The sequence below is a fragment of the Amycolatopsis roodepoortensis genome, from assembly GCF_014873915.1.
Lineage (GTDB): Bacteria > Actinomycetota > Actinomycetes > Mycobacteriales > Pseudonocardiaceae > Amycolatopsis > Amycolatopsis roodepoortensis.
In genome coordinates this window covers 1,803,688-1,821,882 of the sequence record NZ_JADBEJ010000001.1, presented here as the reverse complement: position 1 = coordinate 1,821,882, position 18,195 = coordinate 1,803,688, and the positions used below count along the sequence as shown (strand labels likewise).

The following is an 18,195-nucleotide window of genomic DNA, read 5'->3' as shown; positions in this document are numbered from 1 at the left end:
GTGGGCATAGGGCCCAGGTGGTCGTGAGCACGCCGTGTCGCGAAAGCCACTTTCGGGACATCAGGCGTCCCGAAAGTGGCTTTCGCGACACGCGCCGAACTACCGAACACTCACGCGGCCGAGCTGGTTTTGGCTGGCGCGAAAGAGAACTGCCCCGGGTTCTGCGGCACCCAGAACGCCATCACGGCGGTGAGGAACGTGGTACCGATGAGGAATCCGAACGCGGCGGTGTAGGAGAAGGTGTCGGCGAGCCACCCCATCGCGACCGGGGCGACAGCGCCCGCCACCTGGCCGCCGAAGTTCATCACTCCCATACCGATCCCGGTCACCGCGGTGGGCAGCACTCGTAGCGGCAGGCCGAAAACGGCCATCGTCGCCATACCGAACACCGCGAGGGCGAGCGTCTCGTAGAGGGTGAACTCCGCGGTGCTGTCCGCGTTCACCATCAACGTCAGCAGGACCACGGTCACCAGCGAGATCGAGCCGAGGTACCAGCGGCCGTGATCGTGGAAGTACCGGTCGAACAGCCAGCCGCCGAGAATGGTCGTACCGATGCTGACCAGCATCGGGATCGCGGCCAGGATCCCGGTCTGGCTCAGCGACAGTCCCCTCGACTCCAGCAGGTAGCTGGGCACCCAGGTGATCATCCCGTAGTTGAGCATGTTGGTGACGCAGAACAGCAGGGTGAACTTCCAGATCACCGGCGACTTCAGCACCTGTTTCCGGGACACCTCGGGGGTTTTGACCTCGTCGCGCGGAAGGCTGCTCAGCCTTTCGGGCAGTGCCTTCGGCAGGATCGTCCACACGGCCACGCCGATGAGCGCGCCGACGCCTGCCATCCAGAAGAACGTGTGCCGCCAGCCGACCGCCATCAGCAGCGGGCCGACGATCAGCGGCGCCAGGCCGGCGCCGATACCGCCCGCGGACAGCATCACGCCGGTCACCGTCGCGCGATTGCCGGGGGTGGTCCGTTCGGCGATCGCCTTGAACGACGCCGCCGGGAAAAGTCCTTGGCATACACCGAAAAGGCCACGGACGACGAGCAGCATGCCGAAGGTGCCCGCCATCCCGGTCATCGCGGTGAACGCCGACCAGAGCAGCAGCGTCACCAGCATCGGCCCGCGTGAGCCGTATCGGTCGGCGAGGAAACCCGCCGGGATCTGGCAGACCATGTACACCAGCGCGAACACGGTGACGAGCCAGCCCTGTTCGGTCTTGCTGAGCTCGAATTCGGCGCCGATCATCGGCAGCGCCATCCCGATCGAGAACCGGTCGATGTAGTCGACCGCCCACGCGCACACCATCACCACCATCGTGATGAGCGCCGTCCGGTTGATCCGCCGTGCTGTCCAGGTGTCCTCGTCGACCACTGCCGTCATGGCGCCTCCGCGGGATCTTCGGGAGAGAAAGGAAGAACGGCGCGAGCGTGGCGCCGATCACTCATTCTGAAACGCGGTCGCCGGGCGGAGTTCGTCCGATCACACGAACATCGGCCGTCCTTTCGGGACAGGAGACCAAGGTCAGTCTTCGGCGCCCGGCGGCCCGGTCCGCGCGTCACGGGGCAGCAGCCGCAATTGCAGCATCGCGGCGAACCGCTCCCCCGCGTCGTCGAGGTCGATCTCGCCGACTTCGGCGAGGCGCCGCAGCCGGTAGCGGAAGGTGTTCGGATGGACGTAGGCCGACGCGGACGCGGCCCCGATGTCACCGAAGGCGTCGAGCCAGCACCGAAGGGTGTGCACCAGTTGTGACTGGTGCTGGGCGTCGTAGGCGAGCAACCGCGCGACCGGTCCGGTCGCGACGTCTCCCCTGGCCGTGGCGAGGTCGGCCAGCTCCAGCATGAGCGCGTCGACGTGGACGTCTTCGGCGGTCGCGACGCGTTTGGCGCCGCCGTTGGTGAGCAGCACGCGCAACGCCCGGTCCGCCCCGTCGCGGGAGGCGTGGAGTCCGGACGCGTCGAGTGCGAGCGGTCCGATGCCGATCGCGGCCGCCGCCCGGCGGCCCGTGCGCTCCAGGAAGGTCGACGCGACCCGCACCGAACGCTCCTGGCAGTCGGTCTGACCGCCGGGCATCGGCAGGATGCCGTAGGCGACGTCGCCGACCAGGGCCACGGCCGAACGCGGCTGGACGGCGCTCAGGTGCATGGCCAGCGCGTCGGCGACCCGCTGGCGATCCGCGACCAGCCGGAGGTCGTCCTCGGGGTCGGGCGCACCGAGCAGGCCCATCGCGAGCACGATCGACGGCTGGCCGAGCAATCCGAGCCGGGCGATGGCCTCCGGCGCGCCGGAGCCTCCTTCGAGTGCCGTGCTCACCAGATCCGCGCGCAACCGCCGTTCGACGTCGGCGCCCGCGCGCAACCGGAGCAGGTGCAACGCGACGAGCTTGGCGGCGTCGATCAACGCCTGGGTGCGCTCCGCGCTGAGCGGTTCCCTGACCGCCGCCCAGATCGAGCCGAGCACCTCGTCGCCGGCGCGGACGGCGAGCGCCACGCGGGGAAGCGCGATGGCGTTGTCGTCGTACCGCTGCGGATCGACGTACACGGGCGCGTGGTCCCGGTACAGCTTCTCGAAGACGCCGTCCTGTTCGAGGCCGCGGGCGAACCGCTCCGGCACCTGCCTGCCGAGGATGGTTTCCACCCGGGACGGGTCCGCCTCGTCCTGGCGTCCGGAGAACGCGAGAATCCGGTTGTTGCGATCCTCGATGGTCACCGGCGCGTCGATGAGCGCGGCGATCGCGTTGGCCAGCGCGAACAGATCACCCGAAGGCATTCCGCCGAGGGTCTGCGGCGAGACCTCGCCGACGTCCTCTTCGGCGAGCAACGTCCTCAACATGGCGGCGAGCTGCGCCCAGGAAGCGCCGCGCGCGAGCCCGAGCAGGGCGACGCCGGACGACTCCGCGGCCCGCCGGAGTTCCGGCGCCGGGGTGACGGGAGACCGGACGACGAGCGCCGCCGCTCCTCGCGCACCCACGTCGTGCAAGAGGCGGACGACCTCGTCCCGGTCCCGCACCCCGACGCCGAGCACGACGGCCCCGCCAGGGATTTCGGATTCGTCGTGCGGATCGTGGATGACCACCCCGCCGAGCTGCTTGCGGGTGGTCCGGCCGACCACGACCGGCTCCAGGAGCACGTCCCCGAGGTCCTCGAGGACGCGTCCCAAGCTCGTGTGCGGCTTGCTGGGCACCGGTGTCAGCACCCCCCGAAGTTAAACCCGGCCTCACCGAACCGACTGGTCCGATCCGACCAAATCTAGCCCCGGATTTCGTAGCCCGCTACGAACCGATCCACGCTTTCTCCGTGGTGACCTCGTCCAGAAGATCGGGAATCGGAGTCACGCCGAGTCCCGGTCCGGTCGGTACCGGCAGGTGCCCGGCGTCGAGCACGAACGGTTCGGTGATGTCGGTGCGGTAGAACCGGCCGGACGCCGAGGTGTCACCCGGCAGTGTGAATCCGGGCAGCGAGGCCAGCGCGACGTTGGCCGCCCGGCCGAGGCCGGTCTCGATCATCCCGCCGCACCACACCGCGACGCCGTGCGCCGCGCAGACGTCGTGCACCCGGCGGGCTTCGAGGTACCCGCCGACCCGGCCCGGTTTGATGTTGACGATCTGGCAGGCGCCGAGCTTGATCGCGTCCGCGGCGGCCTTGGCCGAGACGATCGACTCGTCGAGGCAGATCGGTGTCCGGATCCGCTTGGCCAGTTCGGCGTGGCCGAGCACGTCCTCCTCTTCGAGCGGCTGCTCGATCAGCAGGAGGTCGAACGGGTCGAGCCGGGACAGCAGGGGCGCGTCGCCCAGGGTGTATGCGGTGTTCGCGTCGACCTGGAGCAGCACGTCGTCGCCGAAGCGCTCACGCACCCGGCGGACCGGCTCGACGTCCCAGCCGGGTTCGATCTTGAGCTTGATCCGGACGTAGCCCTCGTCGAGGTAGCCGCCGACGACGTCGAGCAGATGCGGGATCGAGTCCATGATGCCGACCGAGACCCCGCAGGCCACGGAGTCCCGGGTGGACCCCAGCTCGGCCGCGAAGGACCGTTCGTGCGCGCGGAGTTCGGCGTCGAGGACCGCCATCTCCAACGCGCCCTTCGCCATCCGGTGGCCCTTGAACTTCGCCAGCGACGGCGTCACCTTGTGCGCGGTCACGTCCTCGGCGGCCAGCAGGGCCGGGATCAGGTGGTTCCGCAGCACGTGCTCGGCGGCGTCGTTGTACTCCGACGAGTAGAGCGGCGCCTCCATCGCCACGCATTCGCCCCAGCCCTCGCCCGCCGGGGTCACCGCGCGGACGAGCAGCAGTTCCCGTTCGGACTGGGTCCCGAACGACGTCCGGAACGGGGCCACGAGCGGCATCCGGACCCGGCGCAGTTCCACACCGCTGAGTTTCACGACTGCTCCTTGGAGATCACGTACCAGCCGGCACGATCGAAACCGGCGACCCGGGCGTTGTCCGCCATCAGTCCGCCGAGGACTTCGCGTAGGGCGACGCGCCACGCGTTGCCGCGACCGGGATCGGTGCGGCGCAACCGTTCGATGTCGGGCGGGACCGCGACGAGGACGGTCGGCCCGGCGGTGGATCCGATGCTCGGGCCGCCGTCGGGGCCGACCGTGAGCGCCTTCGCCGCGCCCAGCGCTTCCGCGTCGATCAGGACCGGCTCGCCGAAGGCGGCGGCGCGGACCTCCGGGCTCCGGAGGTTCCAGCCGACCATCAGCCGGTCGGTATCGCCCGAACCGTTGATGTCGTCCTCCATCGGACCGTAGAAGTCGCGCAGGTAGCCGATCGGGCGCGCGCCGAGTTTGCCGAGGTTGAAGTAGGCGTTGCGCCGCACCAGCGGGTCGAACGTCCAGGTGATCACCGAGACGTCCTGCAGCAGTGCCCACCCGCGCTGGTGCAGTTTGAGCGCGTGCCCGATCCCGCGGCCCGCGCCCGCCTTGGCGACACCGGCGATATGGCTGTGCAGGCTCGCCTTTCCGGGGCTCCCGAAGAAACCGAAACAGGCGCCCAGCAGTTCACCGTTCGCGAACGCGCCCGCGACGTAGTTCCCGGCCGTGGACATCGCGCGCAGCAGTTCCGTGCTCACCGGTCTGCCGCCCGGCCCGGACCGCCAGATCGACTCGAACAGGCCGACCACCGCGGCAAGATCGGCGATTTCGGTCAGTTCGCGGATTTCGACGCCCGAAGCCACGGCCGCGGCCCGCGCGGCGGCGACAGCCTCGTCACGCACCACCGCCGGTGCCGGGCTGTCCGCGTTCGTAGCGAGATTCGTCACGGGGCAATCCTTTCCCGGTGCGTCGGCCGAGTCACCGTCGTGCCCGACCAGATTCGCCCGCGGGATTCGTCGCGCCGGACGGACCCCGCTTCGCGAGGACGTTCTCCACGAGCGCGGCCAGCAAAGCGGTCCGGCGCGGCAGTTCCGCCACGACGACGTGTTCGTGATCCGCGTGCGCCCCGCCACCGACGGCGCCAAGGCCGTCCAGGGTCGGGACGCCCATCCCGGCGGTGTAGTTGCCGTCCGAAGCACCGCCGACCGACGCGGAACTCAGTTCTCCGAGACCGAGCTCCTCCGCCAGCTCCTGCGCCAGGGCGAACAATGCCGCCGACGAGCCTTCTTCGAGCGGCGGGCGGTTGATCCCGCCGGTCACCCGGACCTCGGCGTCCGCCAAGACCGGGCGAAGTTCCCGCATGGCCCGGTCGACACGGAGTTGTTCCGCCTCGTTCCAGACACGGACGTCCACAGCCACACGTGCGGCAGCGGGAACGGTGTTGACCGTCGTTCCCGCCGAGACGACGGTGGGGGTCACACTGGTCCCTGCACCGGGATCGGCGAGCGCGGCCACCGCGAGGATCTGGTGGGAGATCTCGATTCCCGCGTTGACGCCCTTCTCCGGTTCGAGCCCGGCGTGCGCGGCGCGGCCGGTCACCTCCACCCGGTAGTGGGAAACGCCCTTACGGCGGCACTTCAGCGCGCCGCCGTCCGCCGAGGCCTCCAGCACGAAGGCGGCGTCGCACCCCGCGGCGCTCTCCTCGATCAGCGCGCGGGAGGACGGCGAGCCGATCTCCTCGTCACCGGTGACCAGAATGGACAGTCCGTCACGATCGGGCACGGTCGCGGCGGCATGCAACGCCATCACGACTCCCGCCTTCATGTCGAAGCATCCGGGTCCACGCAACACTCCGTCCCGCACGGAGAACGGATGGGTCTCCAGAGAACCGTGCGGCCACACCGTGTCATGGTGACCGAGCAGCAGGACACGCGGCGGTCCGGCGCCGAAGCTCCAGCGCAGATGGGTGACGCCGTCGACGACGATCCTCTCCGGATCCACGCCGAGCAGCCTCCGGCCGAGGCCTGCCACCACTCCGGCGCTGCGGGCCACCGCTTCGTGGTCCGACGACGGTGATTCGCAGCGGACGAGCGTCTCGATGTCCGCGAGCAGGTCGCTCATCGCGGCTCACCCCGCAGCGGTTTGCCGGGGAAGGCGTCCGTGCGCAGATTCCCGTCGGTGACGACCGGGACACCCGAGACGAACAGGTGCCGGACGCCGACGGAGGGCCTGGTCGGGTCGAAGTAGGTGGCCGCGTCGGTGATCGCGTGCGGGTCGATCACGACGATGTCCGCGTCGGCACCGACGTTGAGCCGCCCCTTGGCCAGCGCCCCGGGGGCGACCTCGTCGAGCACCCGCGCCGGCAGGTAGGAGCAGCGCCGGAACGCCTCCAGCCAGGTCCAGGCCTTGCTCTCACGCACCATGAGACGCAACGTCTTGGCGTACGTGCCGGCGGTGCGCGGATGTGTCGCGCCGCCGGGCGGGAGCGGCCATTCGGTGCTCTCGCTGGTGCCGTTCTTCCAGTACACGGGCAGCGCGTCGCTGGCGACGATGGCGTCCGGGAACGCGAGCGCCTGGTGCAGCAGGCCGAGGTCGTGCGGGCTGCTCTCGTCGAGGAACTCCAGGATGCACGGCGCGCCGGGATCCTCGGCACGCACCTGGAGCAAGCGGCCTTCGTCGGCGATGCGCTCCCCCGACTCCAGCATGATGACGCTGGACGGGGACAGCCCCTTCATCTTCAACCGCTCGGGCGAAAGGAAGGCCGCGCCGATCCCCGTGCTGCCCGCCCCGTACGGATAGGCCTCGACGGTCACCCGCGACCCGGCCGCCCGTCCCGTTTCGAGCGCCGCGAGCACCCGCTCGATCTGGTGGCCGGACGTGCTGTTCACGTGACAGTGGTGCATCGCGGCACCGGTCTCGGCCGCGACGATCGCGATCTCGGCCGAACCGTCGATCGGTGTCGCCGGGTTCACCTCGACCAGTTCACGGACGTGGGTGTATGTCGGCGCACCGGCCTCCTTCGCCAGCCGGGCCAGCGCGAGGAACTCACCGGGGTCGGTGTCGGGCGCGTAGCCGAGCAGCACGCCGACGCCGAGCGCGCCCGCGGCCAGTTCACCGTCCACAAGGGACAGCCAGGCGGCGAGCTCCGTCGGCGACGAAGACCGTTGCCACACCGGGTTCCCGAGCACGGCGAGGCCGCTGTCGATATTCGCGTCCGGCTCGATCCCGGCGAGCACCTGCGCCCGCGCGGCGCCCCAGGACGCGGAAAAACCGTAGTGCAGCGGGCGTCCCGCCGCGGCCGCCTCGGCATAGGCACGCTCGATCGGCATCAACCCGGCTTCGAGGTCGAGCGCCGTGGTCACCCCGTCCATCGCCTGGAGCCGCTGGCCGGCGATGGTGTGCACGTGGCTGTGCAGGTCGATGAAACCCGGGCCGACGACCAGCCCGGCGACGTCGATCTCCACGTCACCCGGCTCCGCGGTCAGCCCCTCGCCGACGGCGGTGACCACCCCGTCGGATACCAGCACGTCGGCCGTGCCGTCGAACCCCGTCGCCGGATCGATGACACGACCGCCACGCAAGAGTGTCCGCATGCTTCGCCTCCTAGGATCGCCTCGTTCATGGCGACCCTAGGAGGTTTCGGCGGGCGTCCGTTCGTACCGCGCGACGAATCCGGACCCCTCGATCCATCCGCCCGCACGAACCCTCGTGAGTGGTGAGGACGGTTCTAACCGTCCTCACCACTCACGAGCCCTCAGCGGTTCCGGTGCTCCGCGATGATCTCCGCGTACCGGCGCCCACTCGCCTTGACCGTGCGGACCTGCGTGTCGTAGTCGACCCGCACGAGCCCGAACCGTTTGCTCAGCCCGCTGTCCCATTCGAAGTTGTCGAGCAGCGACCAGGCGAAGTAGCCCTTCACCGGAGCCCCCGCTTCGGCGGCGCCCGCCACCGCTCCCAGATGTTCCTCCAGGTAGGCGATGCGGTCCGCGTCGTGGATCGATCCGTCCTCGGCGACCTTGTCGTCGAAGGCGGCCCCGCTCTCGGTGACGTAGATCGCGCGGGCCCCGTACTCGTCGGCCAGCCGATGGATCAGGTCCGCCAGCCCCTGCCCGTGGATCTCCCAGCCCATCGCGGTGGTGGCCGCGCCCTCGACCGGCACCTGCCGGGCACGCGGGACCGGACCGCCCGGGTCGTCCTCGACGATCTGCCGGAAGTAGTAGTTCAACCCGTGGAAGCCGACCGGTGCCGAGATCACCTCCAGGTCGTCACCGACCACGGGTGGTTCGACGCCGTAGACCTCGATCATGTCCGCGGGATAGCCGCGGCCGTTCGACGGGTCGAGCCACCAGCGGTTGACGTGCCCGTCCATCCGCTCCGCCGCCTCGACGTCCGCGGCGGAGTCCGACGCCGGCTCGATCCCGCTGAGATTGACCACGAGGCCGATGTTCGCCGGCTGGACGGCGTTCGCGGTGATCGCCTGCACGCCGAGGCCGTGCGCGAGCAGGAGATGGTGCGACGCGTGGACGGCCTGCTTGAGATCCTTGACGCCGGGGGCGAAACGGCCTTCGAGATAGCCGAGCCAGGCCGAGCACAGCGGTTCGTTGACCGTGTTCCAATCCTTCACGCGGTCGCCCAGCCGGGCCGCCACGACGGCGGCGTAGTCCGCGTAGGCGTACGCCGTGTCACGCTCGGGCCAACCGCCCTCCAGCGCGGAAGGCAGGTCCCAGTGGAACAGCGTGGCGAACGGCCGGATCCCGGCTTCGAGCAGCGCGTCGACCAGCCGGTCGTAGAAGTCGAGACCCGCCGCGTTGACGGCGCCGCGCCCGGTCGGGATCACCCGCGGCCACGCGACCGAGAAACGATAGGCGTCGAGGCCCAGCTTCTTCATGATGGCGAGATCCTCCGGCCAGCGCCGGTAGTGATCACACGCGACGTCGGCGGTGTCGCCGTTCAGGACGGCACCCGGGACCCGGACGAAGTCGTCCCAGATGGACGGGAGGCGGCCGTCGGCGTCGACGGCGCCTTCGACCTGGTACGCGGCGGTGGCCGCACCCCACAGGAAATCGGCGGGCAGGTGCAGATTCAAGGCGGACCTCTCGGTACGGAGCGACGGGCGGGTCATTTCACGGCACCGGCGGTGAGCCCGGCGACGAGATAACGCTGGAGCAGCAGGAATCCGGCGACGACCGGGACGGAGACGAGCAGGGACGCGGCCATGACCTGGTTCCAGTACACCTGGACCTGGGTGGAGTACTCCTGGAGACCGACCGCGAGGGTCCGCGTGCCCGAATCGGTCATCACCGACGCGAACAGCACCTCGCCCCAGGCCGTCATGAACGAGTAGATCCCGACCGCGACGATGCCCGGCATGGCCGCGGGGATGACCACCCTGATCAGAGCGCCGAGTGGCCCCGTGCCGTCGACCATCGCGGCCTCGTCGAGTTCCTTGGGGATCGAGTCGATGTAGCCGGCCAGCATCCAGATCGCGAACGGCAGCGAGAAGGTCAGGTAGGTGATGATCAGCCCGAGCCGCGAGCCGTACAGGACGATGCCGGTGGTGTTGCCGATGTTGACGAAGATGAGGAACAACGGCAGCAGGAACAGGATGCCGGGGAACATCTGCGTGGACAGCACGGTCATCTTGAAGAAGTTCTTGCCCCGGAACCGGAAGCGGCTCAAGGCGTAGGCCGCGAAGATCGCGATCACCACCGAGAGGATCGCGGCCGAGCCGGAGATGACCAGGCTGTTCACGAAGTATTCGGCGAGCGGGATGGTCTCCCAGATGTCGAAGAACGGCTGGATGGTCAGCGTCGTCGGCACCCATTCCCAGGCGCCCTGCACATCCCCGAGCGGCTTCAGCGACGACGAAACCATCGCGTACAGCGGAATGAGGGTGAACAGGGCTAGGAAGCCGAGGACGAATCGGCGGGCCCACGGGACCCAGCGGGGCTCAGACAACGGCGTTCCTCCTCCGCGCGGTCAGTCCCAAGTAGACGGTGCTGACGATCAACAGGAACAGCAGCAACAGCACCGACATCGCCGAGCCGAGGCCGAAGTTCCAGGTCACGAAGGAACTCTGGTAGATGTGGATCGAGATCAACGACGCCTCCCTCGGCGCGGACGCTCCGAAAAGGACATACGGCGTGTTGAAATCGTTGAAGGTCCACAGGAACAGCACCAGCAGCAGCACTTGGTTGACCGGCCGCAGCATCGGCTGGGTGATCGCCTGGAACTGGCGCCACCAGCCCGCGCCGTCGATGGCCGCCGCTTCGTACAGTTCGCCGGGGATGTTCTGCAGCCCGGCCATCACGATGAGGAACGCGAACGGCCAGTTCCGCCAGACCGAGACCACCACCAGCGACCAGAAGCTGTTGTCCCCGATGAGCCAGAAGGAATCGGTGCCCAGCAGATCGTTCACCAGGCCGGTGTCCTTCTGGAACATGAAGGACCAGGTGATCACGGCGGCGTACATCGGCAGCGCGTACGGCACCAGGAACAGGGTCCTGAGCAGGCCGCGTCCCCGGAAGTTCTTCTGCATCAGCACGGCGACCGACGTTCCGAAGAGCCAGCAGAACCCCACCGAGAGCACGGTGTACAGGATGGTGATCCAGAACGAGCCGAGCAGCGACTTCCCCGCAGCGGAGTTGAAGTCGAGGACGAACTTGTAGTTGTCCAGGCCCGCGGCCGGGGCGGACGAGAAGTCCCGGATGTAGAACTGCGTCAGCTTGAAGAAGCTCATCACGAGCCCGGCGATCATCGGGATCAGGTGGACGAGCAGTTCGAGCAGGATCGCGGGCAGCAGGAGCAGATACGGCAGCGCGACCATCCGCCGTTTGCGCCGGACACGCCGCGGCCGGGGCACCCCGGCCGCCCTCACGGCCGGGGCGTCGTCGAGAGCGGTCGGCATCAACTACCGGCCGCGATCTGCTGGTCCGCCTGGTTCAGCTGGTCACGGATCTTGGCTCCGTCGACCGGCTTGCCCGCGGCGACGTCGGCGAACATCGCCTTCATCGCGGTGCCGATCAGGGTCTCGAACTGCGACTCCTGAGGAACCTGCGGCATCGGCTCGGCCGAATTCGCGAGCACGTTCTGGAACACCTTGACGTCCTCGGTCTGGAACGCCGCGTCGCCATAGGCGTCCTGGACGGTCGGTAGCGATCCGTAGGTCTTGTTGAGCAACGCCTGCTCCGGCGCCGAGACCATGAATTTCACGAAGTCCAGTGCGGCGTCGGGGTTCTTGGTGTTCTTGAAGACCGCCATGTTGATACCCGCGACGAAGCTGGTCACCTTCCGGCCGTTCGGCGGCATGGCGGCGGGCAGCGGGATCGGCGCGACGCCGAGGTTCGCCATGTCCATCCCGATGTTCTTGAACGACCCCGCGGAGGCCTGGTTCATGAACATCGCGGCCTTGCCGTCCGACAGGTCCTTGAGGGATTTGGCGGTGTCGGCGTACTCGGCGTTGGCCGGGTCGACGATCTTGTCCTTCTGCATCAGGTCGACGAACTGCTGCACGGCCGCGACCGACGGATCCGAAGCCAGCTGCGGCTTGCCTTCCGGCGTGAAGAACTGCGCACCGTGCTGGGCGCCGAGGATCGCCGCGTGGTGGCTGTTCTCGGTGACCTGACCGGCCTGCAACGAGAGCCCCCACTGGCCCTTGTCGGGTTTGGTGAGCTTTTTGCCGTCCTCGACGAGTTCCTCCCAGGTGGCGGGCGGCTTGGTGATGCCGGCCTCCGCGAAGAGTTTCTTGTTGTAGTAAAGGCCGTACGCCTGGCCGTAGAGCGGTACGCCGACCGGCGGCTGCCCGCTGGCCCCGGTGGCCGCCAGCGACGGGCCAAGGAAGCGCGATTTGCCGCCGACCTTCTCCAGCGCGGTGTCGTCGAACGGCAGGAACGCCCCGGTCGCCTGCAACGAGGCGGACCACGTGTTGCCGATGTTGAGCACGTCCGGCCCCTTGCCGGAGGTGGTGGCCGCGAGGATCCGGTTGAGCAGATCCGTCCACGGGACGACCTCGAGCTTGACCTTGATCCCGGAGGCCTTCTCGAACTTGTCGAGTTCGGGCTGCAGGACGGCCTTGTCGTTGTCGAGACTGGTGCCCTGGTTGGACGCCCAGTACACGAGCTCCTTGGGGGCACTGGACGACGTGTCGCCGCCGCCGCACGCCGTCGTGGCGGCGGCCGCCAGCGCCAGGACGAGCGCGGGAGCGATCTTTCCGATTCGCATCGATGGTCCTCGGGGTGAGTGGCCAAGCCGCGCCCGGAGCCTGTGACCCGGGACACGTCTTATTTCAGGGCTTGAGTTAAGCCTTGGCCAACCTTGCCGTCAAGACCTTGAACGCCAATTCGTCCGGCTCGTTCACTCCCTCGTCAGCACGGCGAAGGCCTCGCCGCGATGGACGGCGAACAGTTCGAGCGCCTTCTCGCCGTCACGAGCACGAAGAGCGACCGCCAGCCGGCGATGTTCGGCCGGGATGCTCGCGAGGTAGCCGTCGGAGCTCACGCCGATCCGGGTCAGCAGGAACAGGTGCACCTGCGACCGGATCGCCTGCCACGCCTCGACGAGCCGCCGATGACCGGACGCCGCATAGACCGCGTCGTGGAAGTCGATGTCACAGCGGACCATCTCGTGCTCGTCGCGCGCCCGGTCCATCCGGTCGACGACCTCGTCGATCGCGGCCAGGTCCGCGTCCGGCGCGTTCGCGACCACGAGCCGGACGGCGAGCTGTTCCAGCGCCGACCGCAGGCTGTCGAGTTCCGCGACGTCCACATCGGACAGGGCCGTGACGATCGCGCCGCGGTGCCATTCGCTGCGGACCAGGCCCTCGCGCTCCAGTTTCAGCAACGCTTCGCGCACCGGACCGCGGCTGACGCCGAGCGCCTCCGAAAGCTCGACCTCGCGCAGCTGCGCGCCGGGCGGATAGGCGCCGCCGAAGATGGCGTCCCTGACCCTGTCGGCGACCTCGTCCGCCAGCCCGCGACGACGTGCCGGCACCACCCTGCCGGGTTCGCTCATCCTCATCCTTCCGACCGGAACGCCCGATACTAGCGAGCCCGCTCTTGTCCTAATGTTAACATTGCGACAACCGCCGTCACGCTGGAAAGGATGCCCCGGATATGACCGTCCTCGACTCCCCCATCCCCCGCTTCCACCTCGCCATGCCCGTCGACGACCTCGCCGCCGCACGCACCTTCTACGGCGAGGTCCTCGGCCTCGAACAGGGCCGCAGCTCCGACACGTGGATCGACTGGAACCTCCACGGCCACCAGTTCGTCACTCACCTCGCGCCGGAGCGGCCGCAGAGGATCCACAACCCCGTGGACGGACACGACGTTCCCGTGCCCCACTTCGGGTTGATCCTCACCGTGCCGGAGTTCCGGAAGCTCGCGGACCGGCTGCGGGCGGTGGACACCTCGTTCGTCATCGAGCCTTACGTCCGTTTCGAGGGCCAGACCGGGGAACAGTGGACGATGTTCCTTCTGGACCCCGCGGGCAACGCGCTGGAGTTCAAGGCCTTCGCCGACGATTCGCAGGTCTTCGCCGCCTGACCGCGGTCCGTGAAGGCCTCCTTGCCTACCCTGGCGGGTAGTGAAGGAGGCCTTCACTACCCGCCAGGGTCGCCACTCTCGGCCCAGGTACACCAGCGACCACAACAGCCACAGCGGCCGCGCGTGAAGGCCCCCTTCCCTCGGCTCAGCCGAGGAAACTCGACCTTCACACCTTCCCAGCACATTAAGGCGGGCACGCAATCGATAACCTCCGAATTATCGATCGGTGTGGTTTTCCGCGTTGATCAAGGGCAGCCGCGGCGAGAAGCTGGTCCTGTCAGCGAGCCCGCTGATCACGAAGGACCAAGGAGACGCCGCCATGTTCGACCCCATCCTGCTCCGAGCCGCCGACGCCGAGATCGTCAGCGACGCGCCGGGCAGCGAAATCACGCTGCTGGCCGACTCGGAAACCACCGACGGGGGCTTCACCGCGAACCGCGCGACCCTGAAGGACGGCGTCTTCGGTACCCCGGCCCACTTCCACACCCGGGCGACCGAATTCTTCTTCGTGCTCGAAGGGAAACTCCAGGTCCTCGTCGAGGAAACCCTGCACACGCTGGAGAAGGGCGACTTCCTCGCGGTGCCGCCCAAGGTGCCGCACGCGTTCGGCCCCGCCGCCGGATCGGACGCCGACGTCCTGGTCACCTTCACGCCGGGCATGGCCCGTTTCGACTACTACCGGCTCCTCGACCGGGTCGCGCGCGGTGAAGCCGACCCGGCGGAGATCGCGGCGTCCTCGAAGCAGTACGACAACCACTACGTCGACAGCCCGGTCTGGCGCGCCGCGCGCGGCCGGTGAACGCTCAGTCGACGACCGCGGTCGCCTCGACCTCGACGAGGTGCTCGGGCACGTCGAGGGCCGCGACCCCGATCAGTGTTCCCGGCGGGACCGGGGTGCCGCCCAGCTTGGCGGCGGCCCGGTCCACGCCTTCGAGGAACAGCGCGAGTTTGTCCGGCGTCCAGTCGACGACGTAGACGGTCATCTTCGCGACGTCGTCGAACGTGGCGCCGGCCTCGGCGAGCGCGGTGCCGATGTTGAGGTAGCACTGTTCGACCTGCGCGGCGAGGTCGCCCTCGCCGACAAGGGCGCCGTCGGCGTCCCAGGAGACCTGCCCCGCGACGAAGACCAGCTTCGACCCGGTCGCGATCGAAACCTGCCGGTAGGCGGGGATCTCCGGCAGTCCCGCGGGATTCACCAGGGTGATGCTCATCCGTACTCCTCTTAGTCACTTGTGGTTACCCAGGAACTGTAGGAGAGTGTGCGGCGACCTGGAAGAACGCACTTTTTCGTGACTGGGGAACCTCATGGTGACCAAGCAGCTCAACGGCTCGGACGACGCCGATGTGATGCGGGCGGATTCGCTGGCGCGGGAGATCTTCTCCGACGTCGCCAACAAGTGGGCGCTCCTGATCATCGAGACGATCGGTGACCACACCCGGCGGTTCACCGAACTGCGGAACGAGATCGAGGGCATCAGCCACAAGATGCTCACCCAGAACCTGCGCATGCTGGAGCGCAACGGCCTGATCGAGCGGACGGTGCACCCGACGGTGCCACCGCGCGTCGACTACACCCTCACCGAGGCGGGGCACGGCCTGCGCGCGACGGTCGACGGGATGTGCGACTGGACCCATCGGTTCCTCGGCCACATCGAAGACTCGCGACGGCGGTTCGACGCGCCCGTCATCAGTTGACGAGGTCCCGAACCGGCGATGTCACGTGATCGGCCGGACGACACGAGCGGCACTACGGCAAACGCACGACTCGCAGGAAGGCGGGCAACAGCCACGGTCGCGGACCGCTGACGACGATCTTGCGCGTCAGCGCGGAACGCACCTTGCCGACCCGGTGGAACAACATCAGGTTCAGCGTCGGCGGGTCGAAGGAGATCCGCACGTCGACCGGCCCGCCGGGCTCCTCGGCCGTCGCCCGTCCCCGCTGCAGCACCAGCACGACCGGGGACGTGTACGCCGACCGGAACGCCACGGCGATCCGCCGATCCCGCGGTGGTTCGTCGGTGTCGAGAAGGTGCCCGACATCGTGGCTCAGCACACCCACCAGGAAGAGATCGAAGAACAACGCCGCGTCAGCCGGGTCGATCGTCCATGGCAGCTTCAGCGCCTTGGCGATGTCCCAGCCGTGGATCTGCAGTTCGTTGACCAGATGCGCGAGGACACCGGCCAGCGGCACCTTCGAGCTCCCGAGCCAGTCGAGCGGGGTGCCGGGGTCCGCGTCCTCGGTCACCCGCAGTACTTCCTCGATGTCCGCGAGCAGTCCGGCGACGAGCACCTCGGTGTCGCGTTCGCGAAAATCACGTAACACCAAGGTGTTCAGCACGGAAACGGTGTCCACAGTGGTCTTCTCGACCTGGTTCTGTCCGCGGTCGTCCAAAATCGACGCGCTTTCCGGCCGCACCAGGGAGGTGTACATCTTCGCGATCATCGCGACGTGGGCGACGGTTTCGGCCACCGTCCAGTCCGCGGTGACCATCGCGTGCGGATCCGGAACGCGGGCGACCAGTTCCGCGAATCGCGCGCCCGTCACCCGATAGGCTCGCCGCACCGACTGCCACCGATCCGCCGTGATCGCTCTGGTCACCTCCCGATTTTATCGTGCCGCCACCGGAAAACCGTTCCGCTCACGTGCGGTCCGCCGCTGCCCGAAAGCGCAGTGACCGTACTCACTACGGAAATTCACGTGACACACCCCGACCGGCACGGGCAGACTGAACGAAAGACTCAGCCTCGCCTTCGCTGTGCCCGAAGGCGGCCCAACGCGGACCCGCGCCCTTCCAGGAGCCCTTCACTGATGACCGAGACCCTGCCCGAAACCGCCCATGACCAGCAAAGGGCACCGGCGAAAGCCGGCCTCCTGATCGGGGTCCTGGTCCTTTCCGCGTTCGTGATGATCCTCAACGAGACCATCCTGAGCGTCGCGCTGCGTGACCTGACCGTCGACCTCCAGGTCCCGACCACCACCGTCCAGTGGTTGACCAGCGGCTTCCTGCTCACCATGGCGGTCGTCATCCCGACCACCGGGTTCCTGCTCGAGCGGTTCACCCCGCGCCAGGTGTTCCTCGCCTCGCTCACCCTGTTCAGCACCGGCACCCTGGTCAGCGCGCTCGCCCCTGGCTTCGCCCTGCTGCTGACCGGCCGCGTCATCCAGGCCTGCGGGACGGCGGTGATGCTGCCGCTGCTGATGACCACGGTGATGCGCCTGGTCCCGGTCGAGAAGCGCGGCGCCACGATGGGCACGATCACCATCGTCATCGCGGTCGCCCCGGCGATCGGCCCGACCATCGGCGGCGCCGTGCTCTCCTCGCTCGGCTGGCGCTGGATGTTCTGGATCGTGCTGCCGCTCTCGCTCGCCGCCCTGGTGGTCGGCATGCTGCAGCTGCGGCTGGACAGCGACACCCGCAAGGTGCCGCTCGACGTGCTGTCGGTGGTCCTGTCCGCGCTCGGTTTCGGTGGCGTGCTGTACGGCCTGTCGGTGTCCGGCGAATCCGCGGGCGGGCATCAGCCCGTGCCGCCGTGGGCGCCGATCGCCGTCGGTGTCGTGGCGCTCGTGGTGTTCACCTGGCGCCAGCTGCGCCTCCAGAAGGAAGACCGCGCGCTGCTGGATCTGCGTCCGTTCACCCACCGCAGTTTCGTCGTCTCCCTGGTGCTGACGGCCCTGCTGTTCATGTGCCTGCTCGGCGCCGCGGCGATCCTGCTCCCGCTGTACCTGCAGACCGTCCTGCACACCACCACGTTCGTCAGCGGGCTCGCGGTGCTGCCCGGCGGGCTGGTCCTCGGCCTGCTGGGCCGACCGGTCGGCGCGTTGTACGACCGCTTCGGCCCGCGGCCCTTGGTGATCCCCGGTGCGGCCGCGATGGCGATCTCGCTGTGGCTGTTCGCCCTGCTCGGCGCGGAATCACCGCTGATCGCCGTCATCGCCATCCACGTCCTGCTGATGGGCGGGCTCGGCCTCATGATGACGCCGCTGATGACCGAATCCCTCGGTTCGCTGCCCGAACACCTCTATTCACACGGCAGCGCGATCCTCGCCACCCTTCAGCAGCTCGCCGGCGCGCTCGGCACCGCCATGTTCATCGCGGTGGCCACGGCCAGCACGACCACGGCCGGGGCGGTCAGCCCCGACGCGGGCGGTATCCGCACGACGTTCATGGTCGCCGGTTGCGTCGGTCTGGCCGCGTTCGTCGGGTCGCTCTTCGTCAAGAAGAGCGCCGGCACCGGTGCGGTGGCCGCGCACCACTGACGTTCGCCTCGCGCCCGCCGTCGCCTCCGCCGGAGGAACGGCGGGCGCGCGTCGTCCGATCACCTTCCGGCCGTAGGCGATGGCGGG

17 protein-coding genes are annotated in these 18,195 nt (G+C 68.6%); 4 read left to right on the top strand and 13 right to left on the bottom strand.

Annotated elements, in window-relative coordinates; translation table 11 throughout:
* Nucleotides 1-110 precede the first annotated feature (110 nt).
* The 11 genes from H4W30_RS08300 to H4W30_RS08250 all read right to left on the bottom strand — a co-directional run bounded on the left by H4W30_RS08300 (nt 111) and on the right by H4W30_RS08250 (nt 13,317).
* A complete protein-coding gene (locus H4W30_RS08300; protein WP_192742227.1) occupies nt 111-1,379 on the bottom strand; it encodes an MFS transporter in 1,269 nt (422 codons plus the stop codon).
* 141 nt (nt 1,380-1,520) lie between these two features.
* On the bottom strand, nt 1,521-3,191 hold the full coding sequence (locus tag H4W30_RS08295; protein ID WP_192742226.1) for a PucR family transcriptional regulator: 1,671 nt from the start codon (nt 3,189-3,191) through the stop codon (nt 1,521-1,523).
* Between the two features lie 76 nt (nt 3,192-3,267).
* Entirely contained in the window at nt 3,268-4,374 is a 1,107-nt protein-coding gene (gene menC / locus H4W30_RS08290) for an o-succinylbenzoate synthase (RefSeq protein WP_192742225.1), read from the bottom strand.
* On the bottom strand, nt 4,371-5,255 hold the full coding sequence (locus H4W30_RS08285) for a GNAT family N-acetyltransferase (RefSeq protein WP_192742224.1): 885 nt from the start codon (nt 5,253-5,255) through the stop codon (nt 4,371-4,373). Before H4W30_RS08285 ends, menC begins: the two co-directional genes overlap by 4 nt.
* A 31-nt stretch (nt 5,256-5,286) precedes the next feature.
* On the bottom strand, nt 5,287-6,429 hold the full coding sequence (locus tag H4W30_RS08280) for a M20 family metallopeptidase (protein WP_192742223.1): 1,143 nt from the start codon (nt 6,427-6,429) through the stop codon (nt 5,287-5,289).
* Nucleotides 6,426-7,901 carry an amidohydrolase family protein gene (locus H4W30_RS08275; RefSeq protein WP_192742222.1) on the bottom strand — a complete coding sequence of 492 codons (1,476 nt, stop codon included), beginning with the start codon at nt 7,899-7,901 and terminating at the stop codon, nt 6,426-6,428. Before H4W30_RS08275 ends, H4W30_RS08280 begins: the two co-directional genes overlap by 4 nt.
* Before the next feature lie 161 nt (nt 7,902-8,062).
* Complete coding sequence (locus tag H4W30_RS08270) at nt 8,063-9,394, bottom strand: GH1 family beta-glucosidase (RefSeq protein ID WP_192742492.1); 1,332 nt, start codon at nt 9,392-9,394, stop codon at nt 8,063-8,065.
* Between the two features lie 32 nt (nt 9,395-9,426).
* Entirely contained in the window at nt 9,427-10,266 is an 840-nt protein-coding gene (locus H4W30_RS08265) for a carbohydrate ABC transporter permease (RefSeq protein WP_192742221.1), read from the bottom strand.
* The gene (locus tag H4W30_RS08260; protein WP_192742220.1) at nt 10,259-11,215 is read right to left on the bottom strand and encodes a carbohydrate ABC transporter permease; all 957 of its coding nucleotides are present in this window, start codon (nt 11,213-11,215) and stop codon (nt 10,259-10,261) included. Before H4W30_RS08260 ends, H4W30_RS08265 begins: the two co-directional genes overlap by 8 nt.
* Nucleotides 11,215-12,528 (bottom strand): ABC transporter substrate-binding protein, encoded by a 1,314-nt coding sequence (locus H4W30_RS08255; protein ID WP_192742219.1) that lies wholly within the window; start codon nt 12,526-12,528, stop codon nt 11,215-11,217. The genes H4W30_RS08260 and H4W30_RS08255 overlap by 1 nt, the downstream gene beginning before the upstream one ends.
* A gap of 132 nt (nt 12,529-12,660) precedes the next feature.
* The gene (locus tag H4W30_RS08250) at nt 12,661-13,317 is read right to left on the bottom strand and encodes a GntR family transcriptional regulator (RefSeq protein WP_192742218.1); all 657 of its coding nucleotides are present in this window, start codon (nt 13,315-13,317) and stop codon (nt 12,661-12,663) included.
* A 101-nt stretch (nt 13,318-13,418) separates the two neighbouring features.
* Here H4W30_RS08250 and H4W30_RS08245 point away from each other — a divergent pair, with 101 nt between their 5' ends.
* Nucleotides 13,419-13,850 (top strand): VOC family protein, encoded by a 432-nt coding sequence (locus H4W30_RS08245; RefSeq protein WP_192742217.1) that lies wholly within the window; start codon nt 13,419-13,421, stop codon nt 13,848-13,850.
* 319 nt (nt 13,851-14,169) lie between these two features.
* The gene (locus H4W30_RS08240; protein WP_192742491.1) at nt 14,170-14,649 is read left to right on the top strand and encodes a cupin domain-containing protein; all 480 of its coding nucleotides are present in this window, start codon (nt 14,170-14,172) and stop codon (nt 14,647-14,649) included.
* A gap of 4 nt (nt 14,650-14,653) precedes the next feature.
* Here H4W30_RS08240 and H4W30_RS08235 read toward each other — a convergent pair whose 3' ends face one another.
* Nucleotides 14,654-15,061, bottom strand: a complete 408-nt coding sequence (locus tag H4W30_RS08235; RefSeq protein WP_126735045.1) for a RidA family protein — start codon at nt 15,059-15,061, stop codon at nt 14,654-14,656.
* A 94-nt stretch (nt 15,062-15,155) separates the two neighbouring features.
* On the opposite strand from H4W30_RS08235, the gene H4W30_RS08230 reads away from it, so the two are divergent.
* Nucleotides 15,156-15,545, top strand: coding sequence for a winged helix-turn-helix transcriptional regulator (locus tag H4W30_RS08230; RefSeq protein WP_192742216.1), 390 nt, complete (start codon nt 15,156-15,158; stop codon nt 15,543-15,545).
* A gap of 52 nt (nt 15,546-15,597) precedes the next feature.
* Here the strand turns inward: H4W30_RS08230 and H4W30_RS08225 are convergent, their stop codons facing one another.
* Complete coding sequence (locus tag H4W30_RS08225) at nt 15,598-16,449, bottom strand: maleylpyruvate isomerase N-terminal domain-containing protein (protein ID WP_318780559.1); 852 nt, start codon at nt 16,447-16,449, stop codon at nt 15,598-15,600.
* A 210-nt stretch (nt 16,450-16,659) separates the two neighbouring features.
* On the opposite strand from H4W30_RS08225, the gene H4W30_RS08220 reads away from it, so the two are divergent.
* Nucleotides 16,660-18,108 carry a DHA2 family efflux MFS transporter permease subunit gene (locus tag H4W30_RS08220; RefSeq protein ID WP_192742215.1) on the top strand — a complete coding sequence of 483 codons (1,449 nt, stop codon included), beginning with the start codon at nt 16,660-16,662 and terminating at the stop codon, nt 18,106-18,108.
* Nucleotides 18,109-18,195: the final 87 nt, after the last annotated feature.